A 26,983-nucleotide genomic window follows, 5' to 3' on the forward strand; every position below is an offset into this window, starting at 1 on the left:
ACTTGATAGGTTCTTTATTTAATCCAAATTATTTCAATAAAAACTATATAAACAATAAAAAATTTTTTGACTATAAATATAAGGTATATGATATAATTTTTATAAATTAAAACAAGTAATTTAAGGAGGAATTATGAAATATACAACCCTGTGTTTTATAAAAAAAGAAGATAGTATACTAATGCTCAATAGAGAAAAAAAAGTATGGATGGGAATGTGGAATGTTCTTGGTGGAAAAGGTATTGAAAATGAAAAACCAGAAGAATGTGCTATAAGAGAAATTTATGAAGAATCTGGAATAAAGGTAAAAAATATATCTTATCATGGCATGGTTACTTGGGAACATAATAAAATAAAGTTTATAGATGAACCAATGTATATATTTTTTTCAGAAATTGATAAAAATTATGAATTAAAAACACCATTAAAAACACCGGAAGGTATATTAGATTGGAAAAAAATAGATTGGATCTTAAATAAAGATAATATTGGAGTAATAAAAAATATACCTATTTTTTTAAAAGATATACTATATGAAAATAAAATTTTTAAATATCATTTTATATGGAAAAATAATACATTAAAAGATTACTCTAAAAAAGCATGTGAAATGAATTAATTATAATAAAAAATTTGATTAAATTTATTATTTTTTGGTATATATTTATAATTTTATGAATTATGTTATAATAACATATAAAGAAGTAAAACGAGGTGATGAAAATGAAAAAAAGGCTTCCAATAGGAAGAAGTGACTTTAAATCATTAATAGATGACAATATGTATTTTGTAGATAAAAGCATGTTAATCAAAGAAGTTATTGAAAGTGGAGACGTTCTATTAATAACAAGACCAAGAAGGTTTGGTAAAACTCTCAGTCAATCTATGATGAAGTACTTTTTTGATATTACTCAAAATAACGAATACCTCTTTAAAAACTTAAAGATTTATAAAGAAAAAAATATAATAGAAAAACATTTGAATAAACATCCTGTTATATACATCACCTTTAAGGATTTAAAGTCTAATAACTTAAAAAAGATGCATGCTTTATTAACCATGGAGCTTTCAAGGTTGTATTTAAAGCATAAGTATGTTTTAGAAGTTTTAGATAATGAAGAAAAAATTATATATGATAAAATAATGGGTAGAGAAGCTTTAGATGCTGATTATGAAAATTCTATAAGAAGTTTATCTGAATATATGGAAAGATACTATGGAAAAAAGGTAATAATATTAATAGATGAATATGATACTCCAATTCAACAAGCTTACTTACATGGATACTATGATGAAATAATATCTTTAATAGGTAATTTATTTGGCATGGCATTAAAAGATAATGTATACCTTGAAAAAGCAGTTCTTACTGGTATAACAAGAGTTTCCAAAGAAAGTATCTTTACTGGTGTGAATAACTTAGAAGTTTCTACTGTATTGAATGAACTATTCAATAATAAGTATGGTTTAACTAAAGAAGAAGTAGAAAAAATACTTAAGTATTATGAACTTGAATATGAAGAAAATGAAGTTATAGATTGGTACAATGGTTATAACTTTGGCGGTGTTGAAATTTACAATCCTTTTTCTATAGTAACTCTTGCAAAGAATAAAGGGAAAATAGGTCCATACTGGATGAATACGAGTGGAAATTTCTTGGTTAAACAATTAATAAAACAAGGAAGTGCTGAATTAAAAGATAAAATTGAAAAACTAATAAATGGTGAAGAAATTGAAAGTACAATAAATGAAACTATGGTTTATGGAGACTTAAATAACAACTTAGAAGAGTCTGTATGGACATTATTTTTATTCAGCGGATATTTAAAATGGACAAAAAATATAAATCATGATTATGAAAGATATACTTTAAAGATACCAAATAAAGAAGTAAAAATATTTTATAATAAAACTGTAGTATCTATGCTTGAAGAAGAAAGAATAAAGTTTGATAATATGTTATTAAATCTAAAAGTAGGAAGAATAAAAACCTTTACAGATCAATTTAAAGATTTAACGATGAACACATTGAGTTATTTTGATGTTAGCGGAAAGGAACCAGAAAGATTTTATCATGGACTAATACTTGGAATGAGTGTTGGTTTAAAAGAAAAGTACATAATAAAGAGTAATAGAGAAACAGGACTTGGAAGAGCAGATGTTATTTTAATTCCAAAAGATAAAACAGATAAGGGAATAATTATTGAGTTTAAAAAGTACAATAGAGATGAAGATAAAAGTTTAAAAGACAGTGCAAAAAATGGACTAAATCAAATAAATGAAAAAAGGTATGAAGAAGAGATAAAAAGTTATGGAATAAATGATATAATAAAAGTTTCAATAGCTTTTGATAAAAAAGAAGTTGAAATTGTTAGTAATTTAGATAAAGATGTTGAATTAACTCCTGAAGAAAAAATAGCAAAAGAACTATTAAAAAATGGTGTTGATATAGAAATTATTTCTAAAACAACAAAATTATCTGTTGAAAAAATAAAAAAATTATAAATTAAATATTAATAATAAAAAAAGAAAACTTTACTAAGATAGTTTGTAAAAAAATATAAAATAAATGCTTGATTTCTAAATCTTAAAGAAATCAAGCATTTTAATTTAAAAAAAATCCTCAAGAGTGGAAAAACGTCCCACTCGGTACTAGTAAATGGTAGGATAAGAACAAAAGATAAAGATATAGTTATAGGCTCAATGGACTTTTAGTTTCAATTCCTCAAGAGCGTAAAACCATCCCGCTCGGTACTAGTATATGGTAGAATAATAACAAGAAAATATGCAACAAAAATACCTATGTCATCAAAGTTTCAATTCCTCGTAGGTAGAATAATAACTTTCATAACCATGAAGTATAAAGTTAGATGCTCCGCGTTTCAATTCCTCATGAGCAGAAAACCATCCTGCTCGGTACCATGTATTTTGCAAGTGAAGAATAAGCCAGGAATACAATTGAAAAATGGGCCAGGAAGGAAAAAATATGATAAACTCTTCTCAGAGAACAAGAGAGGAGTTGAAGGAAGGATGATAAGATTGGGCCAAAAAAGAGAAATAATAATATTATATTTTAGAGAAAACAAATCAGAGATAAGCAGAAAAACAGGAATTAACAGAAAAACAGTAAATAAATATATAAATGAATATGAAGATGCATTAAAAGAATTTGAAAAGGTAGAAAGTAAAAAGAGTAAAGAAGAAATAATAGAAATTATAACAGGTAAACCAAAATATAAAGTTTCAAATAGAAAACCCAGAAAAGTCACAGAAGAATTAAGAATTAAAATAGAAGAGTTAGTTAAAGCAAATGAATTAAAAAGGCAAAAAGGGTTGAGAAAACAAACTATGCCAGTTACTCAAATGTATGAAATTATTCGAGATGAAGGGTATGAGATTAGTATAGGAACAATATATAATATTGTAAAGAAATTTAATACAAAAAGAACTAAAGAGGCTTATATAAAACAAAGATATAATCCTGGAGAAATTGTTGAATTCGATTGGGGAGAAGTTAAGTTAGAAATAAATGGAATCAATAAAAAGTTTCAAATGGCAGTATTTACTTTTGCATATAGTAATTATAGATATGCGTTATTGTATGAAAAACAAAATATGGAGAGTTTTATAGATTCACACGTAAGGTTTTTTGAACATATTGGTGGTATTAATAAAACTATTGTATATGACAATATGAAAGTTGCAATAAGAAAATTTGTAGGGCATAACGATAGAGAGTTGACAGATGATTTAACTAAATTATCATTATATTATAAATTCGATATAAGGTTTTGTAATGTGAGAAAACCAAATGAAAAAGGTCATGTAGAAAAGAGTGTCAATGTATTGAAACAAAGAGCATTTTCAATAAAAGATAAATTTAAAAATATAGATGATGCAAATGAATTTTTGAGTTCAAGAGTCAAATATTTAAATGAAAATATGAAAAACACATCAAACATTAGCCCTTTAAAGTTGTTAAAAGAAGAAAAAGAATATTTAATATGCAAACCACCAAAATATGAATATTCAATAATAAAAGAAGTTTATGTAGATAAATATTCAACTATAACTTTAAATAACTGTCATTACTCGGTACCAGTAGAATATACTAATAAATGGTTAAAGGTTAAGTTATATCCAGAAAAGATAATAATATATGATGAAAAACCTATTGCTACTCATAAAAGGTTATATGGTAATAATATGTGGAAAATAGAAATAAATCATTATTTATCATTATTAAAAAGAAAACCTGGTGCATTGCATAGTAGTTTAGCTCTGCATCAGGTCCCACAAAAAATAAAAAAAATCTACAATAACTATTTTACCACAAAACCAAAAGAATTCATAAACTTATTAGAGTATATGTATAAAAATAATTTAAGAATAAATGATATTGAAGAAACAATTGAAAAGTTAGAACGTATAAGTCCAAAAGATATAAGCGCTACAAAAATAAAGATACTCTATGAAAATAAAATTAATAATAATCAAAAAAATAAATATCAAGGAACAATAGAAGAATATTCAAGAAAACAATTGTTGCATTTAAAAGAGCTGATCAAATCATGAAAAATAACAAAAATAAAATATATGAAGAAATAGAGTTTTATTCAAAAGAATTAAAGTTATCAAAATTAAAAATACATTTTAAAGAATATATAAAAGATGCAAATAATACAGAGATAAGTTATGAATTATTTTTGTATGAGATATTAAAAAAAGAATATGAAAGATTATTAGATTCAAGATTAAAAAGCAGGATAAGAACAGCAAATTTCTCACAAAAAAAATATATAGAAGATTTAGAAAAAGAATATTTACCAGAAGATGCAAGAAAAAAATTAAAAGTATTATCTACATTAGAATTTATACAAACAAATCAGAATGTAATATTATCTGGTAATCCTGGAACAGGGAAAACTCATATAGCAATAGGACTTGGTATGAAAGCTTGTATGAAAGGATTTAAAGTATTATTTACGACAATTCCATTATTAATAACTCAATTAAAAGAATCTAGATCAAATAAAACTTTGAGAGCTTTTCAAAGTAAATTTGGAAAATATGACCTTGTAATATGTGATGAATTAGGATACATATCTTTTGATAAAGAAGGTGCTGAATTATTATTTTCTTTATTATCTCTAAGAGCATCAAGAAAATCTACTGTAATAACAACTAATTTATCCTTTGGTGGGAAGAAATATTTAATGATCCTGTATTATCTGCAGCTATGATTGATAGATTAACTCATAGAGCTTATATGGTCAATATGAACATAGTTATAGATTAAAAGAAACAGAAGAATTTATAAAATCTTTGGATTGATTGGAGGGATGCTTATAGAAAGATTGGTGAGATTATAATATTAACAAACTCTTAATGTTTCCTGAAACGTGGTTTTATTCAGCGTTTTATTTTTTTGGCCCATTTTTCAATGAGACCATAAAAAATTTTGTGTAAATAAAAAAATGAAAAACCTTCTTCTTGGGATGGTAAAATAAAACCAGGAAGGAGGTTTTTAAAATGGAAAGAAGGAAAAAAGAAGAAAAAGAAGAAAGCAACATTGAAAAATTAGCAAGATTAATAGCAAGGGATCCAGAGGTAAACACAATAAAAGATGTATATGAAAAGATAAAAGAATTAGTGGGACCGTTAATACAAGGGATGTTAGAAGCAGAATTAGAAGATGAATTAGGTTATGGGAAATACGATAAAGAAAACAAGAAAACAGATAATTCTAGAAATGGGTACAGTTCAAAAAGAGTAAGAACAAGTGTTGGAGAAATGGAATTAAAAATACCTAGAGATAGAAAAGGTGAATATGAGCCTAAAATAGTACCAAAGTATAAAAAAGATATCTCAGATATTGAAGGTAGAATAATAGGTATGTACGGTTTAGGATTAAGCACAAAAGATATAGTAAAGAACGTAGAGGACATATATGGTGTAGAATTATCAGCGGAAATGATAAGTAAAATAACTAATAAAATATTACCTGAAATTAGAGAATGGCAAAGCAGACCTTTAGAAGAAATATATACTTTTATGTTTATGGATGGAATAGTGTTTAAAGTAAAAGATGATGGAGAAATAATAAAAAAGACTGCATATGTTGTACTTGGTGTAAATATAGATGGATTTAAAGAAGTACTTGGTATATATATAGGTGAAATAGAATCATCAAAATTTTGGTTAAGAGTATTAAATGATTTAAAAAATAGAGGAATAAAAGATATATTAATAGCTTCTGTAGATGGATTAACAGGTTTCCCACAAGCAATAAAAACTGCTTTCCCAGATACTATAGTACAAAGATGTATAATACATCAAATAAGAAATACATTAAAATATGTTAGTTACAAAGATAGAAAAGAACTTGTTAATGATTTAAAAAAAGTATATAAAGCACCAAATAAAGATATTGCCTATTCAAACTTACAAGATTTGAAAGAAAACAAATGGACTAAATACAAATTAGCATTAGAAAGTTGGGAAAAACATTGGGAAACAATATCTCCTTATTTCGATTATGGCGATGATGTAAGAAAAATAATGTACACAACAAATGTAATAGAATCATTAAATAGGCAATATAGAAAAGCAACAAAAAATAAAACATCATTTCCAAATGACGATGCATTATTGAAAATGCTTTATTTAGCAACAATAAATGCAACAAAAAGATGGACAGCTCGTTATAGAAATTGGAGCAATGTCCTAAACGAATTATCCATCTTTTTTAATGAAAGAATTACAAAATATATCTATAATTCCTAACATAAATATACTTTGTAACATAACAAAAAATACCTATAACACACAAAAATGAATATTAAATATTATAATGCTATACCTTGCAATAAAAAGTTGCAAAAGGCTATTTATTACAAAAAATTAGAGAGTGTAAAATATTAAGTGTATAAGGAAAAAAAGATACAGATCTGGTGGTAAAATAAAACCAGAGGAGGTACGAAAAATGGGAAATGTACTACAGGAAATAATAAAGGAAATGGTAAGAAAAGGAGAAATCCGAACAATAAAGGATATAAAGGAATTAACAAAATCACTGACAGGAAATCTGATCCAGGAAGTACTGGAAGCGGAACTCGAAGACGAGCTGGGCTATGGAAAGTATGACAGAGAAAAGAAAAATACAGAAAATTCAAGAAATGGCTACAGGAAGAAGAATTTAAAGAGTAGTAGCGGTATGATAGAATTAATGGTACCTCGAGACAGAAAGGGAGAATATGAACCCAAAATAGTTCCAAAGTATTCGAATGATATTTCAGAGATAGAGGAAAAAATAATAAGTTTGTACGCAAGAGGAATGACCACCAGGGATATATCTGATCAGATAATGGATTTGTACGGATTTGAAGTATCAGCTGAACTGGTGAGCAAAATAACAAATAAGCTTATGCCATTAATAAAAGACTGGCAAGAAAGGCCATTACACGAAATATACACCTTCGTTTTCTTGGATGCAATATACTTCAACGTTAGAGAGGACGGAAGGATAGTAAAGAAGGCTGCTTATGTAATAATAGGTGTTGACATAGATGGAATTAAAGATGTGCTCGGGATATATGTTGGTGAAGTAGAAAGTGCCAAGTTTTGGATGGGAGTACTTAACAACCTCAAAAACAGAGGAGTTAAGGACATACTTGTAGCTTCAATAGATGGTCTTTCTGGATTCGAGCAGGCTATAAATGCAACCTTCCCGCAAACTATGATACAAAGGTGCATAATCCACCAGATTAGAAACACCCTGAAATATGTTCCTCACAAGGACAGGAAAGAGTTCGCAAAGGACTTAAAGACAATCTATACAGCACTGGATGAAAAGACAGGCTATGATAATCTAACCAATGTAATAAACAAATGGGGAGACAAGTATTACGCTTCATTGAGGAGCTGGGAGAAAAATTGGCACCTATTATCCACCTTCTTTCAGTTCTCAGACGGGGTAAGGAAGATTATGTACACCACGAACATCATAGAGTCACTTAACAGGCAATTCAGGAAGGCTACCAAGACCAAATCAATATTCCCTAATGACGATGCTGTCCTTAAAAGTTTATACCTTACTACCAAAAACGTGACAAAAAAATGGACAGCACGGTTTCACAACTGGAACGCTGTTATTTCCGAACTGGCCATCCTTTTCGAGGAACGTCTTAAAGACTACCTCTGAAAGTAGCTTGTAATCCTAAAAAACTTAATATTTTACACTCTCGGGAGATGGGTTGTCGCCCTTTCAGTCATTGCAGTTTTTTACTGTAAAAGGTTGGTTTTACCAATTTTGCCTTATTTAATTCATACTATTCAGGAACATTTTTTTCATTTTCTAATAACTACATTTTTTTAAGATTTTTGTCGTTGTTTTCCAATATTTATATGCTACCAGATATATCTAATACACACTAATCTTTACAGACTCAAAAATTATACTAAAAACTTCTAAAATTTACTCTTAAAGCATATTTCTTTATAGTCGATAATTCTTATGGAAATACTTTAAAAATAATAACTAATTTTATTTATTTTTACCTTCCAAGAAGAGCCGTTTACACAAAATTTTTTATGCTACCTTTTCAATTGTAATTTGGCTTATTCTTCACTTGCAAAATACAAAATTTAGATGTTTTTTTTATTTCACCTATAATAAGTTTATCTTTTGATTTGTATACTAAATCAAATTTAACTCTTCCAAAAGATATTTCTTTTTTCTTCTTTTGATAAACTTGTTCATGTAAAAATCTTCCATAATCTATATTCTCATCATATTGATCCGGAATTATATTTCTTGACATAAACCAAACTTCTCTTTTACATATTTTATAATACCAAATTAAAGTTCCTGTTTGTTTCATATATATCCCTTCTTTATATAATAAATTCATTAGATTTATTAATAAATCCTATATTTTTATCATAGTAAAGATCTATCATTTCTTTTGTTAAAATTTTTATATTTCCATATTCTTCAAAATTTTTTATTGAGTTAAAATTTTCTTTAGTAATTATTAATGAGATTGTATAATCATAAAACTCTTTTTTTATTTTTAAAAATGATTCTTTTCTTTTATAAAAATCATTTATAGATAAAATATTTTTAAAAACTTTTAGTATTTTTGATGCTTTTTCATCTTTTTCAATAAAAATAGATACACTTAAAGTATTTTCTATTAAGTTAAAATTTTTATATATTTTATCGTAATTTAACTTTTTTATATTTTCTAAAATTTTTTTTGACATATCTGTTGACATATTATTGTGTATTTTTTTATAATAAATTTCTAAATATTCTAACAAATCTTTTTCATATATGATTTCAATATCTCTTAATACTTCTTTTGTTGGAATTAATACTACTTTTTTATATATGTATTCAAAATCTTCTTTTTTACTACTTTTATTTCTTTTTAAAGAAAATAATTTTAAAAGTCCCATTTGATTTTTATTGTTCCTATTGCATCTACCTGCTGTTTGTATTATATTATCAAGTGGTGCTAAATCTCTGTAAATAACATCCAAATCTATATCTACACCAGCTTCAATTAATTGAGTAGATACTACTATTTTTCTTTTTTTGGAAGTTTTTATATAATTTATTCTTTCTAATCTTTCAATTGGAGTTATATTAGTAGAAAGATATGTTATTTTTTCATTTATGTTTTCCTTTAATAGCTTAAAAAATTCAGTACTACTCTTTATAGTATTAAAAACAAATAAAAAATCTTTCTGTGGATTTTCCTTTAAATCTTTTAATGCTATTTCAGAAATATCCTCTAAATAAATTGTATTTAAATTATTTATCTTTGATATTTTATATCTTGAAAATTTTGAAAAATATTTTTTCTTATCATTTATAAGAGGAAAAATATTTATTTTATCTTCTTTAAATATAAAAGGCATTGTTGCCGTCATTATTATTATTTTTATATTAAATATTTTCGTTATTTTTTCAAATATATCCTTTATCAAATTCCAATAAATATAGGGTAATGTTTGAATTTCATCTAAAATTATTATACTATTTGAAATATTATGAAACTTTCTTAATGTCAAATTTTGATTAGTTATTATTGAATTAAATAATTGCCAAAATGTTGTTATTATAAGTGGTTTATCCCAATTTTCTATTAAAAATTGAGCTTTTTCACCTTTATAAAAATCATCATTATTTTTATATTCTATTTCAGACAAATGATGATGTACTGTAAGATAATTTTCTGGAACTAATTCATTAATTTTAAGCATTTCAACTGCAATTTTTGCAGTTTGATCTACTATTGATGTATAAGGTAATGCATATATTATTTTATTGTACTGTGAATTTAAAGAATTAAAAGCTAAATTAAATGCATTCAAAGTTTTTCCTATTCCTGTTGGAAGATTTAAAGAAAATATTTTTGCATCATTTAAATTAGTAAAAGATTCTAAATAAGCACTTTCTCTCAATTCATTTAATTCATTTGATACTACATTTTTAAATTTAATAGCTTTATATTTATTAACAAAATTTTTGACATCTGAAAAATAAATATTTTTTATTTTTTTATGAAAAATAACTTCTGTTTTATCTGAATAAGTTAATATTGAAAAAAAGAAATTTAAAATAAAATAATATTCATCTTTAAAAGACTGTTCATCTAAATCATATAAAAAATCAATATAGTCTTTTATTTCAAAGTATTTAATTTCGTTTTTTATATTTAAATCTTTAAAATTTAAATTATCCCATATTTTTTTTAAATGTTCATCTTCAATAAATATTGCACTATCAAAATCTTCCAAATTTCCATGATGCTTTTTTATTGATTCGAATACAATTAAAGATAATATCTTTGAATTTGTATCTTTATATGTTTTTAACCCTGCATACAAAGCAGATATTAATGAATGTTTTCTTAAATCTTTTGAAACACTTATTTCTTCATTTTCTATCGATTCTTTTAAATATTGCTGAAAAAAAGCTGTTGATTTTCCTAAATCATGAAAAAATAACATATTTTTTAAAGCAACTTCAATATGCTTTTTTTCAAAAGGAAATAACAGCTTTTTTTTATTTTTATAAACATCAACACCTATATTTAAAACACCTTTTAAATGATCTATCAATTTAATATTTTCATGAGAGTAAAGCATCAAAACAACACTACTTTTTCATTTATTTCTGGTATATCAATATACTCTTTTATTTCTAGATTTATTGATTTTCCAGTTCTTTCAATTAAAAAATCTCTTGATTCAACTAAAACTCTATTAATATTAAATTCAGTTGGAAGATGTATTTTTAAATATTTTTTTTGTGTATCAAAAAAATTTATTTTTTCTACAAAGTCAATAGGAATTATTGAAGTTAATTCTTTTCCTTTGTTTTTTACAACATAATCAAATTCACCAACATATTTAAAATTTGCTAAACACTCTGAAATACCCATTGATACAGTATAAATTGATTTATGTTGTTTTATATTTTGTATCAATTGTTCAAACAAACTATTATTTTTCATTGATACAAAAACTCTATACTTTGGATTTTTTAAAAATTCAAATCTTATTTGTGTTCTTGGTGCTTTTTTCCTTGAATTCATTCTTGCAAATAATGGAACATATCTTGTATTTATCAAATTTTCTGGTATTAAAATTTTTTGTATAGAGTTTTTTATAGAAATTCCAATTTTAGTTTGTTTATCTTTATAATATTTTAAATATTCATTTTTATCTAATCCTAAAATAGCAGATAAAATACCATAAACTGTTGTTTTTGGTGGAACTGGAAACGTCAAAGGCGATGTTGTTGTATATGGAACTTTGAAGTGACCAAAGTCACTCCAAAGGTCAAAAACTAATATCTTATCCATAATTTATATCTCCAATTTTTCCCAAGTTGATGGTATTTCTCCAATTATATTTAAAAACTTGTCTACTTTATATGATATTTTATCAATTTTTTCTTCTTCTTCTTCAAATACTTCTAATAATTTTGAAATATCTAATGTAAAATCTTCTAATTTTCTTATTTTATTTTCAAGTTTTTCAGTTTTTATTTTTATATATTTATCTAAATCTCCTATAAAATAACCTTTTTCTTTATAATCAACTTTTATTAATAACCTTGGCATTTGCCCAAACTTTGAACGGCTAATTAAATTTTTTGTTCCATTCCACATTCCATCTAACAATAAATCAACATCTTCTTCAGATAAACTTGTGTGTTTTGCTGCTGTTTCATTTATAATTCCATGGAAAGCAATAAATGAATATGGCAATATATATTCTTCTCTAAAAGTATTTTGTTTTGTACCTTGTTTTGAAGCAAATGCTCCAGTTCCTTTTATATGCTGGAGTTCAACTTGATGCAATGAACGCCCTACCTTAAATTGAATAGGTCCAGTATAAGTTATTGAATCTTTTGAAAGTGGTATTACTCCACCAAACAATCTAACATCTATACATTTATTCAAAATATCATTAGCATTATTTTCAAAGTTTCCTGCTCTTTTTTTACCATCTTGAATATACATATTTTTATCATCATATATAATTTCTCTAACAAAAATATCTTTGTTATTTTCTCCATTATAACCTTTATATTCATATAAATAATCTCTTATAGTTCTTTTTAACCTAACATCAGTTACAAAGTTTATACTAGTTTCTTCATCTATTCTTGGTTTATTGTTATCTAAAGGATCACCATTTGGATTTGCATCTGTAATATCATAACAAAATAATAATTCACTTCTTTTTTCAATGTACATATTAATCCCCCTCATTCTTAAAGTTTTTTGCAAGTGTCATTCCAAGAACAAAATAAAAACTCATTTCATCAACTGTATATTTACTAAAATTACTATTTAACATATATTTTGATATTTCCGTTTCTAAACTTCTGTAATAATTTTCATCATATTCTTCCAATTTGTTTATTATTTCTGGTAAAAGTCTTTTAGCTATTTTTTCATTTATTTTTAAACCATTTAACCGTGCCATAAATGGTTTTGATTTTCTATTTTTATACTGAATATTTAATAAAAATTCAGTTAATACTCCTTCTAAAAATAAAGCTTTTTTTGTTTCTGTATCTAATATTTTTGCTTGTTCAAAAAACTCTTCATACACAGTTTCTACCCCCTTAACAAAATTAAATTTTTTATCTAACAGGTTTAATTCATTCAAGTATAAAACTATTTTAAAAGCTTTTAAAACATTTAAATCATAAAAACCATTATTTAAAAATTCACTTCTAATTTTTTTCATAAAATTGTTCAACAAAAAATTATAAGAAATATTTTTATCTATAAAAATATTATTTAAAATATCTAAAAAATATTTATTAAATTTTCCATCTATTTTGTTATTTAGAAAAAATTCTCGTATAAAATAAAAAGAAAAATTAAAATTTACTTCATCACCTTTTTTTAAAATTATAGGTTTAAAAAAACTCTCTTTTCCAATTAGATCAACTGTTTTTTGTGCAGTAACTAATTTATTCAATCGTGAAGGTGGTATCTCTGAAAGTTCTAACAATATATTAAATGCATTGTTAGTTTTTTCAAAAAAAATAAAATTAAAAAGAATACTGTTATTTTCTTTTGAGAGAATTTCTAAAATTTTTTCTTCTGTTTGAGTAATTTTTCTTCCAGAAATTTTTTTAGAAGAAAATTCAGAATATCTACTTTTTATTCTATTAATCAAATTTTTTAAAAGAACATCATTTTCTACAATTAATTGTGGAATTAATAAATAATTAAAGCCACAAAATTTATACTTTAAATTATTCATTAGAAATTTTTTACCTCTTTCAAGAGTTACAGCACAATCTAAACAAACAGGATAATTTTTCCAAGCATTTTCTTTTTTAAAACCTCCAGTTACCATTCCTCGTTTATCAACAGTATAAAATTGAAATGTTGACACAAAGCCATAAACTTCATCTTTTTCTTTTTTACATATATAACAATATTTATCCTTTGATTTACTTACTTTTCCACCTTTAATATAAAAATTTTTATAAGCATCTTCTTTACTTTTTAAAAATAAGTTTTTAAATTCATCAAGTTCTCCAACATAATAAAATTTATTATCTTTTTTAAATACAAAAGTTACTATACCTCCACCCTCAATATTTCCATTATTATTTAAAAAATTATTATTTTTTAAATAATCAAAAAACTCTTCTTTTATTTTTTCTTCTGACTTATTAAAAGACATTTCAAGATTTTGAAAAAATAAAAGTTCATCACTACTAAAATTTTTTTCATTATTTTTTATTATATTTTTAAAAATTTGACTTATTTTATTTGAAAAAACTTTTTCAAAAGTTGTAATTTTTGAAGTTGGCGTTTTATCTGGACCATTTGAAAAACCTTTTTTATAAAAATACTTCAATTTTTTATCTGAATCAAACTCTTCATAATCTATATTTAAATATTTAAATTCATCTATATCAAAAATAATTTTAAAAACATGTTTATAATTTGTACCTATATCCTCTATAAAATCATTTAAAAAATTATCATCTTCAGGTATAATTTTTCCTATTTCATAAAGAGCTTCTAACATACAAAATCCTCCTTAAATTTTTTCAATAAACCCATACCCCATAGAATTTTTCGAACCTAAACCTGTATTTAAAGCAACATTTAAAAGTTTTGGATTTCCAGTTAATTCATATTCTCCCATCCATCCTTTTATTATAAATCCCTTATAATTAGTAACTACTTCTTTCAAATTTTTAACATGTCTTATATTTAATCTTTTATCATTTATTTCTTCGTTATAATAAGAACTATACTTTTTTATTATATTTTTTTTCAAAATCTTATAAAACTTTTCTTCATATGGAGTATAATAATAAGTTTTATTTTTATTATTATCTTTAAAAGTACTATAAACTACTACTGGAGACAAAGATTTAACTCTTAAATACTCTGTATTAAATTCATTTTTTTCTCCAGATATTTCTTCGATAACAACCTTTTGATTATTTATATATAATTCATTATTAAACAATAAAGTTTTAGATATATATTTCATAAATTCAGTGTTTATAGATGTAATAGAAAAAATAGCAAAATCATAAAACTTAATTTTTTTAACCTCTTTATTATATTTAAAATTTCCATTTAATCTTGAAAAAGAATATAATTTATAATTTCGATTTTTATATTTAAAACCAACATCATGAATAAATTTTTGATAAGTTTCATCATTTATTAATTTTAAAACAATTGCTTGAAGTATATGATTGTAATTAATAGGTATTTCTAATGTATCAAAAGAAAATTTTATATTTAATCTCAATTTACTTCCTCCTTGTTTTTCTCTAACATTAATTTTAACTCAAAGTAACTTTAAAAGTCAAGTGCATATTTAAATTTATATTTATACATAAAAATTTAATATTTTTATATCAAAAAAACATTATTACTTTACATTTAATAAATCAAATGATAAATTAATACTTAAAAAATAAGAAGAAGATATAAAATAAAAAATTGAAATTATCGTCAACCACCAATGTGTCTATAAACACCTGGGGTCGACGATTTCATAAACAGGCATAAATAAAAGAAAGTTACTGTTTTTTAATGTTTTAGATATAATTTGACAACATATATCTTTTGTAGTATAATTTTATTGCCTATTAATTGAAATTATTTTATAATAATAGTTTTATGCAACACCTATATGAAAAAATATTTTTATTAATGGGTTCTTATTCTACCTATGAGGAATTGAAACGTGAAAGAAAAACATATAACAGAAGAGAAATACCAAGTTCGTTCTTATTCTACCTATGAGGAATTGAAACTCAACAAATTTATAGGAAGTGATTTAATAGTTAGAAGTTCTTATTCTACCTATGAGGAATTGAAACCTAATAAATTGTATTTTATCATTTACATTCAGTTCTTTGTTCTTATTCTACCTATGAGGAATTGAAACTACTTAAGACAATAAATTATACTTAAAATTAAATAGTTCTTATTCTACCTATGAGGAATTGAAACCTGGTGTTTCAATGAAAAGTGGATCTTCTTCTAATTCGGTTCTTATTCTACCTATGAGGAATTGAAACGATGAAACAGAATTTAAAAATTTATTAGATGTAGTGGGTTCTTATTCTACCTATGAGGAATTGAAACCGTCATCGCTTTCTAAAAATGTTTTCATTACTGATAGTTCTTATTCTACCTATGAGGAATTGAAACAGTATAAAATGGCTCTATGGGCTTAATTTAAGCTTAAGTTCTTATTCTACCTATGAGGAATTGAAACAATGGGATGGAAAAGGTAACTGTTATCTCTATGACTAGTTCTTATTCTACCTATGAGGAATTGAAACGGAGAAAAGTTGATTTCTTTACTTATAGTGATATTATAGTTCTTATTCTACCATTTACTTGTACCGAGCGAAATGGTTTTTCGCTCATAAGGAATTGAAACCTTCATCTATAACTTGTTCGTCTTCTAATAAAAATTTTCGTTCATATTCTACCATTTACTTGTACCGAGCGAAATGGTTTTTCGCTCATAAGGAATTGAAACTAATCATTTAATACAAAACGAAAAGAATGAAAACGTGTTCTTATTCTACCTATGAGGAATTGAAACGATACAAATATATTAAAAGATTTCTTTATAGATTTGTGTTCTTATTCTACCTATGAGGAATTGAAACTTAAATAATATACATGATTCATTAAATAAATCATTCTGGTTCTTATTCTACCTATGAGGAATTGAAACTACTAAAGACCAAATTAAAAAGGTTTTGCCTACAGCGTTCTTATTCTACCTATGAGGAATTGAAACCTATTATAAATACTTGATAATTCCCTCAAAGTATTTATGTTCTTATTCTACCATTTACTTGTACCGAGCGAAATGGTTTTTCGCTCATAAGGAATTGAAACCTTCATCTATAACTTGTTCGTCTTCTAATAAAAATTTTCGTTCATATTCTACCATTTACTTGTACCGAGCGAAATGGTTTTTCGCTCATAAGGAATTGAAACGGATGATCCATATTGGTACGAAAAATAGATTTCCAAGTTCATATTCTACCATTTACTTGTACCGAGCGGGATGGTTTTTCGCTCATAAGGAATTGAAACCTTCATCTATAACTTGTTCGTCTTCTAATAAAAATTTTCGTTCATATTCTACCATTTACTTAGTACCGAGCGGGATGCTTTTCCGCTCTTGAGGAATTGAAACTCTTCTAATTCATCTTGAATATTGAATTGATATAAAGGTTCATATTCTACCATTTACTTGTACCGAGCGAAATGGTTTTTCGCTCATGAGGAATTGAAACTTTTCAATTGATAAATTTTCATTATCTAAATCAATAGTTCATATTCTACTATATACTAGTACCGAGCGGGATGCTTTTCCGCTCTTGAGGAATTGAAACTCTTCTAATTCATCTTGAATATTGAATTGATATAAAGGTTCATATTCTACCATATACTAGTACCGAGCGGGACGGTTTTCCGCTCACGAGGAATTGAAACATAAAATAAAATCATAAAGTTGATTAGGGAGGTTATAAAATGAGTATTAATTATACTGATAAAGAACAACAAATTATTAATACCTTAATGTCATTTACTTTTTTATGGGAACTTCATAATTTAAAGTTTTTAGAATCTAAATGTTATGCTGATTTAAAATTTAAAGATCGTTTTGTTCATGAACAGATAAAATCAATTGGAATTATGAATAATGGAATGATTCCAGTTATTTTATATATGATGTTAATAATTCCAAAAGAATTATTTGATAATACAAAATATTCAGAAAATTTTAAAGAAATAAATAAACAAATATCTAATTTAAAAAATATAGAAATAATAAAATCTACATATAAAAGTGATGAAAAAAACATTAATTACATAAGACATTTTAGAAATGCAGTTGCACATATGAATATAAAATGTGAAAAAACAGTTGTTGTATTTGAGGATAAAAATAAAAAAGAAAATTTTAAAATAGAGGTTAGTTATAAAGCACTTGGTGAAATAGTTGGTTTTTTTTATAAATTCTATGCTGAACTTATTGAAGAATATAAGGAAAAATATAAAAATAAACAGTAAAATGCAAAAACCAATCAATATATAAAAATAGTATAAAATAAAATTTTTGATAAAAAATACTGTATAAATTAATAACAAATTTATATGATTTATTTTATTAGAGTTATTTTTTCTTTTATTTTATCCATTTTTCAAATTAAATTATGTTATAATTTATTTATGAAGAAGTATATGGGGTGATTAAAATGAAAAAAAGACTTCCAATAGGAAGAAGTGACTTCAAATCGTTAATTGAAGATAATATGTACTTTGTAGATAAAAGTATGTTAATCAAAGAAGTTATTGAAAGTGGTGATGTTTTATTAATAACAAGGCCAAGAAGGTTTGGGAAAACTCTCAGTCAATCTATGATGAAGTACTTTTTTGATATTACTCAAAATAACGAACACCTCTTTAAAAATTTAAAGATATACAAAGAAAAAAATATAATAGAAAAACATTTAAATAAACATCCAGTTATATACATCACCTTTAAAGATTTAAAGTCTAATAACTTAAAAAAGATGCATGCTTTATTAACAATGGAACTTTCAAGATTATATACAAAACATGAATATGTTTTTGAAATATTGAGTGAAAAGGAAAAGATTGTATTTAAAGAAATAATGTTAGAAACAGCAGATGATGCTAAATATGAAAACTGTATAAGAAGTTTATCTGAATATATGGAAAGATACTATGGTAAAAAGGTAATAATATTAATAGATGAATACGACACTCCCATTCAACAAGCTTACTTATACGGATACTATGATGAAATAATATCTTTAATTGGTAACTTATTTGGCATGGCTTTAAAAGACAATGTATACCTTGAAAAAGCAGTTCTTACTGGTATAACAAGAGTTTCTAAAGAAAGCATCTTTACTGGTGTGAATAACTTAGAAGTTTCTACTGTATTAAATGAACTATTCAATGATAAGTATGGTTTAACTAAAGAAGAAGTTGAAGAAACATTGAAGTATTATGAACTTGAATATGAAGAAAGTGAAGTTATAGATTGGTACAATGGTTATAATTTTGGTGGTGTTGAAATTTACAATCCTTTTTCTATAGTAACTCTTGCAAAGAATAAAGGTAAAATAAGACCATATTGGATGAATACGAGTGGAAACTACTTAGTTAAACAATTAATAAAACAAGGAAGTGCTGAATTAAAAGATAAAATAGAAAAACTAATAAATGGTGAAGAAATTGAAAGTACAATAAATGAAACTATGGTTTATGGAGACTTAAATAACAACTTAGAAGAGTCTGTATGGACATTATTTTTATTCAGCGGATATTTAAAATGGACAAAAAATATAAATCATGATTATGAAAGATATACTTTAAAGATACCAAATAAAGAAGTAAAAATATTTTATAATAAAACTGTAGTATCTATGCTTGAAGAAGAAAGAATAAAGCTCAATAATATATTAATAAATTTAATAAATGGACATATAGAAGAGTTTAAAGAAGACTTTCAAAAATTAACTATTAATACATTGAGTTACTTTGATGTTAGCGGAGAAGAACCAGAAAGATTTTATCATGGACTAATACTTGGAATGAGCGTTGGTTTGAAAGAAAAGTATATAATAAAGAGTAATAGAGAAACAGGACTTGGAAGAGCAGATGTTATTTTAATTCCAAAAGATAAAACAGATAAAGGAATAATAATAGAGTTTAAAAAGTTTTATAAAAACGAAAAAACACTATTAAATAGTGCTAAAAATGGATTGAAACAAATAAATGAAAAGAAGTATGAAGAAGAGATAAAAGATCATGGAATAAATGATATAATAAAAGTTTCAATAGCTTTTGATAAAAAAGAGGTTGAAATTGTTAGTAATTTAGATAAAGATGTTGAATTAACAGAGATAGAAAAAGTAGCAAAGAACATGATTGAAAATGGAGTTGATATAGAGTTTATATCTAAAATGACAAATTTGTCTATTGAAAAAATTAAAAATTTAATATAAATATTAAAAGCTAATAGTAAAAAAAGCAAACCGTAAGGTTTGCTTTTTTATTTAAAATAATGTTTTTATAAAGTCAATTAAAATTACGAAGATTAATGAAGGTAAAAAATTACCAACTTTAATTTCTTTTATGTTTAAAAGTCTTAAAGCTATTGCGAAAACCATTAATCCACCAACTGCTGTAAAATCATTTAAGTATGTTGGATTAGATAAGAAGTTTAAACTTCCTGCAAATACAACTAATAGACCTTGTACTATATAAACGCTTAATGCTGAAAATATAACTCCTGTTCCATATACAGATGCTAAAACAATAGATGAAATGCCATCTAATAGTGATTTTAAAAAGATTAATGAATTATCTCCTGTTCCAGCGCTCATACATCCTAATATTGTCATAGGTCCAACAACAAATAAAACAGTGGCTGTTATAAATCCTTTTACAAATGGGGTTTCTCCTTTTGAATTTTCTAATTTGTTAGCAATTTTACCTATGCCACCTTCAATATTCCAAAACTCTCCAAGTAAACCTCCTAAAGCAAGAGAACCCAAAACAACAAGTAAGTCATTAGCTTTAAATGCCATTTTCATTCCAATTGCAATGGTTGTTAGTCCTATTGCTTGAAATAGTATGTTTCTATAATTATCTTTTAATTTATTTCCTATTAATAAGCCCAAACTTCCACCAATTATTATAGCAAAGGTATTTACTATTACAGATATATTGAACATTATTTATTTGCTAACTCCTTTAGTATTTCTAATAAATATTTCCACATGTTTTGTACAGATGATATAGACATTTTTTCTTGTGGTGTGTGTACATCGTATAAGTTTGGACCAAAAGATATCATATCTACATTTGGCATTTTTCCTGAAAGTAATCCACATTCAAGTCCAGCGTGTATAGCTGATATTTTTACTTCTTTCTTGAAAGTTTTTAAGTAGACATCTTTAAATATTTCTCTTAATTTTGAATCTTCTCTGTATTGCCAAGCAGGGTATGATGACATTGTTTTAAATTCAGCTCCAAATGCTTCTACTGATATTTTTGTTCTATTTACTATTTCTTCTTTTAAAGATTCAACAGAACTTCGTGAAGCTATATCAAAATTTATAGAGTTGTCTGTCATGGTTAAAACTCCAAGATTTGTTGAACTTTGAACTAAATTATCTATTGATTGACTCATGGTTTGAACTCCATCTGGTATTACATAAAGTATCTTTACAGCTTTTATGAAATCTTCTTTTTTAATTATTTTATTTGTTTTTTCATGTTTAGTAAACTCTATTTTTAATTCTGGATCTTGAACTGAATATTCATTTTTAACTAATTTTTCAAAATTTTTTATCTTTATTTCTAAATCTTTGGGGTTTTCACATGTAATTATTGCTTGAGCTTCTCTTGGTATTGCATTCATTTTTGCGCCACCGTTTAATGATACTAAGTTAATATCATCTAATATAGAATATAATGTTCTTCCAAGAATTTTTATAGCATTTCCTCTTTGTTTTATTATTTCCATTCCAGAATGGCCACCTTTTAAGCCACTAACCTTTATGGAATAGGTTTCACTTGAATAATTTTCAAAGTTTATTGGTAAAGATATTTTTTCTCTAACTCCACCCGCACAGCTAACTAATATTTCTCCTTCTTCTTCTGAATCTATATTTATTAGCATTGTTCCAGTTAAATTTTTAGGATCAACTGCAGCAGCTCCTCCCATTCCTGTTTCTTCTTCTGTTGTTATTAAGACTTCAAGGTTTGGGTGTACTATATCATTTGAATCTAAAAGTGCAAGAGCATAGGCAACTGCAATACCATTATCTGCACCAAGTGTTGTTCCATTTGTTTTTACAAAATCACCTTCTACAATAAGTGGTATTGGGTCTTTAGTAAAGTCATGATTACTTGAGCTTTCTTTTTCACAAACCATATCCATGTGACCTTGTAGTATTACTGTTGGAGAATTTTCAACGCCTTTTTTCTTTATAATAACGTTTAATGCTTCATCTTGAATTACTTCAAGATTTCTATCTTTTGCAAATTTTACTAAATAATCACTAACTGCTTTTTCATTTCCAGATCCTCTTGGTATTTTTGTTAATTCTTCAAAGAAAGTAAATACTTTTTTTGGTTCTAAATTTTCAAGCATAGTTAACCCCCTTTTAATTAATTATGTTAATTAAATTATAACCCATTTGAAAAAAAATGTAAAGATTGGTATAATTAAAATTGAGGCATTTAATTGGGAGACAGGAGGGATTTTATGAAAATTGTCGTTATAGGAGGAGGAGTCGTTGGTTCGCTAGTTGCCAGAGAACTGTGTAAATACGAAGTTGACGTTACTCTCATAGATAAAAATTTTGATATAGGCATGGGTGTTTCGAAGGCTAATTCAGCAATATTGCATGCTGGATACGATGATGAAGCTGGTACTCAAAGGGCTAAATTTTGTGTTAGAGGAAATGAACTTTACACAAAGTTAGAAGAAGAACTTGAAATAGATGTAAAGAGAATAGGTTCTCATGTTCTTGCTTTTAAAAATGAAGATTTGAATACTTTGGATGAGCTCTATAAACGCGGTATTGAAAATGGTGTTCCTGGTATGAGAATTTTGACTAAAGATGAAATTCAAGATATGGAACCAAATATAAATCCAAGTGTAATAGCTTCACTTTATGCACCAACTGCAGGAATTACAGAGCCATGGCAAGTTGCAATTGCAGCAGTTGAAAATGCACAAAAAAATGGTTTAAAATTAGCCTTAAATGAAGAAGTAATAAAAATAGTTACTGTTGATGGTAAGATAAAGGGTGTTGAAACTGATAAAAATGAGTATGATGCAGATGTTGTTATCAATGCTGCTGGATTGTATTCAGATAAGATAGCAACGATGGCAGGAGATGTTGCTATTCCACTTCATCCAAGAAGAGGAGAATATGTTCTTTTAAATAAGTTTACAGTTCATGATTTGGTTAATAGTATTATTTTCCCACCTCCATCAAAAATGGGTAAGGGAATATTAGTACTACCAACTGTTGATGGTGGAATACTTCTTGGTCCAACATCAGAAGATTTACCATATGTCATGAAGTTTGATAGATCTACTACAAAACCTGGTATAGAAAAAGTAGTAGAAGGTGCAAAACGTTTGATACCAGGAATAGATTTGAGAGAAACTGTAAAAACTTTTGCAGGTTCAAGACCAGAGAGTCCAAATAAGGATTTTTGGATAGGAAGAAGTAAAAAAATAAAGGGATTAGTTCATGCAGCAGCAATGAGGTCGCCTGGATTAACAGCAGCACCAGCTATAGCTGAATTTATTCCTGAAGAAGTTCAAGATTTTATGGAAGTTAAGTTTGAAAAAAAGAATGATTTTGATCCAAAGAGAAAAAGAATAGTTCATTACTTTACAGATGTTTCAAAAGAAGAGTATGATGAAATAATAAAAAAAGATCCACTTGCTGGAAAGATAGTATGTGTTTGTAATAAGGTAACTGAAAGAGAAGTTTTAGAAGCAATAAAAAGAGGAGCAACAACTCTTGATGGAATAAAATTTAGAACAAGAGCAATGTTTGGAGAATGTCAAGGGGGTTTTTGTACTAATAAATTATTAGAAATACTTTCTCGTGAAACTGGGAAATCAATTGAAGAACTACATTATGGAACAAAAAAATCTTATGTAGTGAATGGTAAGGTGAGACCATGAAAAAATATGAAACCGATGTACTTGTAATAGGTGGCGGTGCTGCCGGAATGGGAGCTGCACTTTCAGCTTCTGAAGAAGGGGTTAAAGTAACTATTGTTGAAAGAACAGAAAGACTTGGTGGAATTTTAAATCAATGTATACACAATGGTTTTGGTCTTCATTTTTTTAAAGAAGAATTAACAGGTCCAGAATATGCATTTAAATTTAAAAAACTCGTTCAAAAAGATAATATAGAGTTTTTATCAAATAGATTTTTATACAAAATAGATGAAGAGAATAAAGAAGTTTACTTTACTTCAACAGAAGGTATGGAAGTTATAAAATGTAAGAGTATGGTTTATGCAGCAGGGGCAAGAGAAAGGCCATATGGTTCATTATTAGTACCTGGTGGAAGGGTTTCGGGAATATACACAGCAGGTGTTGCTCAAAGATTAACAAACCTTGAAAATAGACTTCCTGGTAAAAAAGCTTTAATTTTAGGTTCAGGAGATATAGGATTAATAATGGCAAGAAGATTAACTCTTGAAGGTATGAAGGTTGAAGCAGTTCTTGAAAGAATGCCTTATCCAGGAGGACTTGAAAGAAATATAAATCAATGTTTGAATGACTTTAATATACCTCTTTTATTGAGTACAACAGTACTTGAAGTTAGAGGAAATGGAAGACTTGAAGAAGTTATTGTTGGTCAAGTTGATGAAAATTACAATGTAATAAAAGGTTCTGAAAGATCTTATGCAGTAGATACTTTAATTTTATCTGTTGGTCTTGTTCCATCTACAACGCCAATAATGCATGTTGTTGATATAAATCCAAGGACAAGAGGTGTTGTTGTAGATAGTCAAATGAGAACGAGTAAAGATTGGATTTTTGCTGCGGGGAACTGTGTTGTTGTTTATGATTTGGTTGATTATGTATCTAGTGAAGGGCAAATTGCAGGTAAAAATGCAGCAAAATATGTAAAAGGTGAAGAAAAAGGAAATAGATATGAAATAAAAAAAGGAAGAAATATTGGTATAATAAATCCATTAATTTATTCAGATAAAAGTGATTTAGAACTTTATATAAGAGTTAGTAAACCAGATACTGGAAAATTAGTTGTTAAAAATGGTGATGAAATAGTTTATCAGAGTAAGGAATCAAATTTATTACCAAGTGAAATGGAACATTTTAAGATAAAAAAAGAAAAACTTGGTGAAATTAAAGGGTTAACAGTGGAGATGATAAAATGAAAGAAGTTGATTTAACTTGTGTTCAATGCCCACTGGGATGTAAGATAAAGGTAAAAATGGATGACGCAGGTGTTGTTTTAGATATTTTAGGAAATAGATGTAACCGTGGTAAAGAGTATGCAATGCAAGAGGTTGTAGATCCAAAAAGAGTAATACCTACTAATGTAAAGGTTTTAAATGGGGTAGATGAATTGGTATCTGTAAAAACAACAAATCCAGTTCCTAAAAGATTGATGTGGGAAATAATGAATATAATAAAAGAAACAACAGTTGAAGCTCCAGTTAAAATAGGTCAAGTTATAATAAAAGATATTTTAAAAACTGGTGCAGATATAGTTGCAACAAGAGAAGTAGAAAAAGTAAATAAATAAAAACTAAAACCAGTATAGCTTTCTATACTGGTTTTAGTTTTTAAATTATATAGAGACTAAAAGATAATTTTAGAATGAGTAAAAAGGGTTACTTTATCATTAATTTATATTTTTCAATTAAACCTTGTTTTCCATTGAAGTTTATTACATAATTATTTCCTTTTATATTGTATAAATCTATAAGTGATCCACGGGTAAGGAGAGAGTGTAAAATATTAAGTGTATAAGGAAAAAAAGATACAGATCTGGTGGTAAAATAAAACCAGAGGAGGTACGAAAAATGGGAAATGTACTACAGGAAATAATAAAGGAAATGGTAAGAAAAGGAGAAATCCGAACAATAAAGGATATAAAGGAATTAACAAAATCACTGACAGGAAATCTGATCCAGGAAGTACTGGAAGCGGAACTCGAAGACGAGCTGGGCTATGGAAAGTATGACAGAGAAAAGAAAAATACAGAAAATTCAAGAAATGGCTACAGGAAGAAGAATTTAAAGAGTAGTAGCGGTATGATAGAATTAATGGTACCTCGAGACAGAAAGGGAGAATATGAACCCAAAATAGTTCCAAAGTATTCGAATGATATTTCAGAGATAGAGGAAAAAATAATAAGTTTGTACGCAAGAGGAATGACCACCAGGGATATATCTGATCAGATAATGGATTTGTACGGATTTGAAGTATCAGCTGAACTGGTGAGCAAAATAACAAATAAGCTTATGCCATTAATAAAAGACTGGCAAGAAAGGCCATTACACGAAATATACACCTTCGTTTTCTTGGATGCAATATACTTCAACGTTAGAGAGGACGGAAGGATAGTAAAGAAGGCTGCTTATGTAATAATAGGTGTTGACATAGATGGAATTAAAGATGTGCTCGGGATATATGTTGGTGAAGTAGAAAGTGCCAAGTTTTGGATGGGAGTACTTAACAACCTCAAAAACAGAGGAGTTAAGGACATACTTGTAGCTTCAATAGATGGTCTTTCTGGATTCGAGCAGGCTATAAATGCAACCTTCCCGCAAACTATGATACAAAGGTGCATAATCCACCAGATTAGAAACACCCTGAAATATGTTCCTCACAAGGACAGGAAAGAGTTCGCAAAGGACTTAAAGACAATCTATACAGCACTGGATGAAAAGACAGGCTATGATAATCTAACCAATGTAATAAACAAATGGGGAGACAAGTATTACGCTTCATTGAGGAGCTGGGAGAAAAATTGGCACCTATTATCCACCTTCTTTCAGTTCTCAGACGGGGTAAGGAAGATTATGTACACCACGAACATCATAGAGTCACTTAACAGGCAATTCAGGAAGGCTACCAAGACCAAATCAATATTCCCTAATGACGATGCTGTCCTTAAAAGTTTATACCTTACTACCAAAAACGTGACAAAAAAATGGACAGCACGGTTTCACAACTGGAACGCTGTTATTTCCGAACTGGCCATCCTTTTCGAGGAACGTCTTAAAGACTACCTCTGAAAGTAGCTTGTAATCCTAAAAAACTTAATATTTTACACTCTCGGGAGATGGGTTGTCGCCCTTTCAGTCATTGCAGTTTT

General features: G+C 26.6%; 19 protein-coding genes, 1 pseudogene and 1 CRISPR repeat array. Of the genes and pseudogenes, 12 read left to right on the forward strand and 8 right to left on the reverse strand.

Annotation, left to right across the window (positions count from 1 at the left end):
- Positions 1 to 133 precede the first annotated feature (133 nt).
- From IGS63_RS02700 to IGS63_RS02725, 6 genes and pseudogenes are all read left to right on the forward strand, one after another.
- Positions 134 to 619 (forward strand): NUDIX hydrolase, encoded by a 486-nt coding sequence (locus IGS63_RS02700; RefSeq protein ID WP_190615501.1) that lies wholly within the window; start codon positions 134 to 136, stop codon positions 617 to 619.
- 104 nt (positions 620 to 723) lie between these two features.
- A complete protein-coding gene (locus IGS63_RS02705) occupies positions 724 to 2,505 on the forward strand; it encodes an AAA family ATPase (RefSeq protein WP_232521275.1) in 1,782 nt (593 codons plus the stop codon).
- A 525-nt stretch (positions 2,506 to 3,030) separates the two neighbouring features.
- Positions 3,031 to 4,575: an IS21 family transposase gene (istA, locus tag IGS63_RS02710; protein WP_190614534.1), complete on the forward strand. Its 1,545-nt coding sequence runs from the start codon at positions 3,031 to 3,033 to the stop codon at positions 4,573 to 4,575.
- Positions 4,572 to 5,334 (forward strand): annotated as a pseudogene (istB, locus tag IGS63_RS02715) (IS21-like element helper ATPase IstB). Before istA ends, istB begins: the two are co-directional and overlap by 4 nt.
- 198 nt (positions 5,335 to 5,532) lie before the next feature.
- Positions 5,533 to 6,786 carry an IS256 family transposase gene (locus tag IGS63_RS02720; protein WP_232521277.1) on the forward strand — a complete coding sequence of 418 codons (1,254 nt, stop codon included), beginning with the start codon at positions 5,533 to 5,535 and terminating at the stop codon, positions 6,784 to 6,786.
- A gap of 199 nt (positions 6,787 to 6,985) precedes the next feature.
- A complete protein-coding gene (locus IGS63_RS02725) occupies positions 6,986 to 8,203 on the forward strand; it encodes an IS256 family transposase (RefSeq protein ID WP_190613348.1) in 1,218 nt (405 codons plus the stop codon).
- Between the two features lie 400 nt (positions 8,204 to 8,603).
- Here the strand turns inward: IGS63_RS02725 and IGS63_RS02730 are convergent, their stop codons facing one another.
- The 6 genes from IGS63_RS02730 to cas6 are packed head-to-tail and all read right to left on the reverse strand — an operon-like array spanning position 8,604 to position 15,324.
- Complete coding sequence (locus tag IGS63_RS02730) at positions 8,604 to 8,882, reverse strand: Dna2/Cas4 domain-containing protein (protein ID WP_190615502.1); 279 nt, start codon at positions 8,880 to 8,882, stop codon at positions 8,604 to 8,606.
- Positions 8,883 to 8,895: 13 nt separating this feature from the next.
- Positions 8,896 to 11,160, reverse strand: a complete 2,265-nt coding sequence (gene cas3, locus IGS63_RS02735; protein WP_232521347.1) for a CRISPR-associated helicase Cas3' — start codon at positions 11,158 to 11,160, stop codon at positions 8,896 to 8,898.
- Complete coding sequence (gene cas5b, locus IGS63_RS02740) at positions 11,160 to 11,879, reverse strand: type I-B CRISPR-associated protein Cas5b (protein ID WP_190615504.1); 720 nt, start codon at positions 11,877 to 11,879, stop codon at positions 11,160 to 11,162. The genes cas3 and cas5b overlap by 1 nt, the downstream gene beginning before the upstream one ends.
- 3 nt (positions 11,880 to 11,882) lie before the next feature.
- The gene (gene cas7b, locus IGS63_RS02745; RefSeq protein WP_198423072.1) at positions 11,883 to 12,779 is read right to left on the reverse strand and encodes a type I-B CRISPR-associated protein Cas7/Csh2; all 897 of its coding nucleotides are present in this window, start codon (positions 12,777 to 12,779) and stop codon (positions 11,883 to 11,885) included.
- 1 nt (position 12,780) lies between these two features.
- Entirely contained in the window at positions 12,781 to 14,583 is a 1,803-nt protein-coding gene (locus IGS63_RS02750) for a TIGR02556 family CRISPR-associated protein (RefSeq protein WP_190615505.1), read from the reverse strand.
- A 12-nt stretch (positions 14,584 to 14,595) separates the two neighbouring features.
- A complete protein-coding gene (gene cas6 / locus IGS63_RS02755) occupies positions 14,596 to 15,324 on the reverse strand; it encodes a CRISPR-associated endoribonuclease Cas6 (protein ID WP_190615506.1) in 729 nt (242 codons plus the stop codon).
- 411 nt (positions 15,325 to 15,735) lie between these two features.
- Positions 15,736 to 16,370: direct repeats of the CRISPR family, unit length 30 nt; unit sequence GTTCTTATTCTACCTATGAGGAATTGAAAC.
- A gap of 1,212 nt (positions 16,371 to 17,582) precedes the next feature.
- Between cas6 and IGS63_RS02760 the strand changes: the two genes are divergently transcribed.
- Positions 17,583 to 18,125, forward strand: a complete 543-nt coding sequence (locus IGS63_RS02760; RefSeq protein ID WP_190615507.1) for a HEPN family nuclease — start codon at positions 17,583 to 17,585, stop codon at positions 18,123 to 18,125.
- Between the two features lie 185 nt (positions 18,126 to 18,310).
- Entirely contained in the window at positions 18,311 to 20,092 is a 1,782-nt protein-coding gene (locus IGS63_RS02765) for an AAA family ATPase (RefSeq protein WP_232521279.1), read from the forward strand.
- 51 nt (positions 20,093 to 20,143) lie between these two features.
- Here the strand turns inward: IGS63_RS02765 and IGS63_RS02770 are convergent, their stop codons facing one another.
- Both IGS63_RS02770 and IGS63_RS02775 read right to left on the reverse strand, forming a co-directional pair.
- Positions 20,144 to 20,824, reverse strand: a complete 681-nt coding sequence (locus IGS63_RS02770) for a DUF554 domain-containing protein (RefSeq protein WP_190615508.1) — start codon at positions 20,822 to 20,824, stop codon at positions 20,144 to 20,146.
- The gene (locus tag IGS63_RS02775) at positions 20,824 to 22,248 is read right to left on the reverse strand and encodes an aminoacyl-histidine dipeptidase (protein WP_190615509.1); all 1,425 of its coding nucleotides are present in this window, start codon (positions 22,246 to 22,248) and stop codon (positions 20,824 to 20,826) included. Before IGS63_RS02775 ends, IGS63_RS02770 begins: the two co-directional genes overlap by 1 nt.
- A 114-nt stretch (positions 22,249 to 22,362) precedes the next feature.
- On the opposite strand from IGS63_RS02775, the gene IGS63_RS02780 reads away from it, so the two are divergent.
- The 4 genes from IGS63_RS02780 (at position 22,363) to IGS63_RS02795 (ending at position 26,903) form a co-directional block, all read left to right on the forward strand.
- Entirely contained in the window at positions 22,363 to 23,805 is a 1,443-nt protein-coding gene (locus tag IGS63_RS02780) for an NAD(P)/FAD-dependent oxidoreductase (protein ID WP_190615510.1), read from the forward strand.
- The gene (locus IGS63_RS02785) at positions 23,802 to 25,034 is read left to right on the forward strand and encodes an NAD(P)/FAD-dependent oxidoreductase (protein WP_190615511.1); all 1,233 of its coding nucleotides are present in this window, start codon (positions 23,802 to 23,804) and stop codon (positions 25,032 to 25,034) included. The genes IGS63_RS02780 and IGS63_RS02785 overlap by 4 nt, the downstream gene beginning before the upstream one ends.
- Positions 25,031 to 25,405: a DUF1667 domain-containing protein gene (locus tag IGS63_RS02790; protein ID WP_190615512.1), complete on the forward strand. Its 375-nt coding sequence runs from the start codon at positions 25,031 to 25,033 to the stop codon at positions 25,403 to 25,405. The genes IGS63_RS02785 and IGS63_RS02790 overlap by 4 nt, the downstream gene beginning before the upstream one ends.
- Positions 25,406 to 25,685: 280 nt before the next feature.
- Positions 25,686 to 26,903: an IS256 family transposase gene (locus tag IGS63_RS02795; protein WP_190613348.1), complete on the forward strand. Its 1,218-nt coding sequence runs from the start codon at positions 25,686 to 25,688 to the stop codon at positions 26,901 to 26,903.
- Positions 26,904 to 26,983 lie beyond the last annotated feature (80 nt).

Origin of the sequence: Tepiditoga spiralis, from assembly GCF_014701195.1 — a bacterium.
GTDB classification, from domain to species: Bacteria; Thermotogota; Thermotogae; order Petrotogales; family Petrotogaceae; genus Tepiditoga; species Tepiditoga spiralis.

Bases quoted from the DNA above. Each gene is read 5' to 3' on its own strand.
- IGS63_RS02700 (WP_190615501.1), top strand. From the start codon at position 134: ATGAAATATACAACCCTGTGTTTTATAAAAAAAGAAGATAGTATACTA.
- IGS63_RS02705 (WP_232521275.1), top strand. From the start codon at position 724: ATGAAAAAAAGGCTTCCAATAGGAAGAAGTGACTTTAAATCATTAATA.
- istA (WP_190614534.1), top strand. From the start codon at position 3,031: ATGATAAGATTGGGCCAAAAAAGAGAAATAATAATATTATATTTTAGA.
- IGS63_RS02720 (WP_232521277.1), top strand. From the start codon at position 5,533: ATGGAAAGAAGGAAAAAAGAAGAAAAAGAAGAAAGCAACATTGAAAAA.
- IGS63_RS02725 (WP_190613348.1), top strand. From the start codon at position 6,986: ATGGGAAATGTACTACAGGAAATAATAAAGGAAATGGTAAGAAAAGGA.
- IGS63_RS02730 (WP_190615502.1), bottom strand. From the start codon at position 8,882: ATGAAACAAACAGGAACTTTAATTTGGTATTATAAAATATGTAAAAGA.
- cas3 (WP_232521347.1), bottom strand. From the start codon at position 11,160: ATGCTTTACTCTCATGAAAATATTAAATTGATAGATCATTTAAAAGGT.
- cas5b (WP_190615504.1), bottom strand. From the start codon at position 11,879: ATGGATAAGATATTAGTTTTTGACCTTTGGAGTGACTTTGGTCACTTC.
- cas7b (WP_198423072.1), bottom strand. From the start codon at position 12,779: ATGTACATTGAAAAAAGAAGTGAATTATTATTTTGTTATGATATTACA.
- IGS63_RS02750 (WP_190615505.1), bottom strand. From the start codon at position 14,583: ATGTTAGAAGCTCTTTATGAAATAGGAAAAATTATACCTGAAGATGAT.
- IGS63_RS02760 (WP_190615507.1), top strand. From the start codon at position 17,583: ATGAGTATTAATTATACTGATAAAGAACAACAAATTATTAATACCTTA.
- IGS63_RS02765 (WP_232521279.1), top strand. From the start codon at position 18,311: ATGAAAAAAAGACTTCCAATAGGAAGAAGTGACTTCAAATCGTTAATT.
- IGS63_RS02770 (WP_190615508.1), bottom strand. From the start codon at position 20,824: ATGTTCAATATATCTGTAATAGTAAATACCTTTGCTATAATAATTGGT.
- IGS63_RS02775 (WP_190615509.1), bottom strand. From the start codon at position 22,248: ATGCTTGAAAATTTAGAACCAAAAAAAGTATTTACTTTCTTTGAAGAA.
- IGS63_RS02780 (WP_190615510.1), top strand. From the start codon at position 22,363: ATGAAAATTGTCGTTATAGGAGGAGGAGTCGTTGGTTCGCTAGTTGCC.
- IGS63_RS02785 (WP_190615511.1), top strand. From the start codon at position 23,802: ATGAAAAAATATGAAACCGATGTACTTGTAATAGGTGGCGGTGCTGCC.
- IGS63_RS02790 (WP_190615512.1), top strand. From the start codon at position 25,031: ATGAAAGAAGTTGATTTAACTTGTGTTCAATGCCCACTGGGATGTAAG.
- IGS63_RS02795 (WP_190613348.1), top strand. From the start codon at position 25,686: ATGGGAAATGTACTACAGGAAATAATAAAGGAAATGGTAAGAAAAGGA.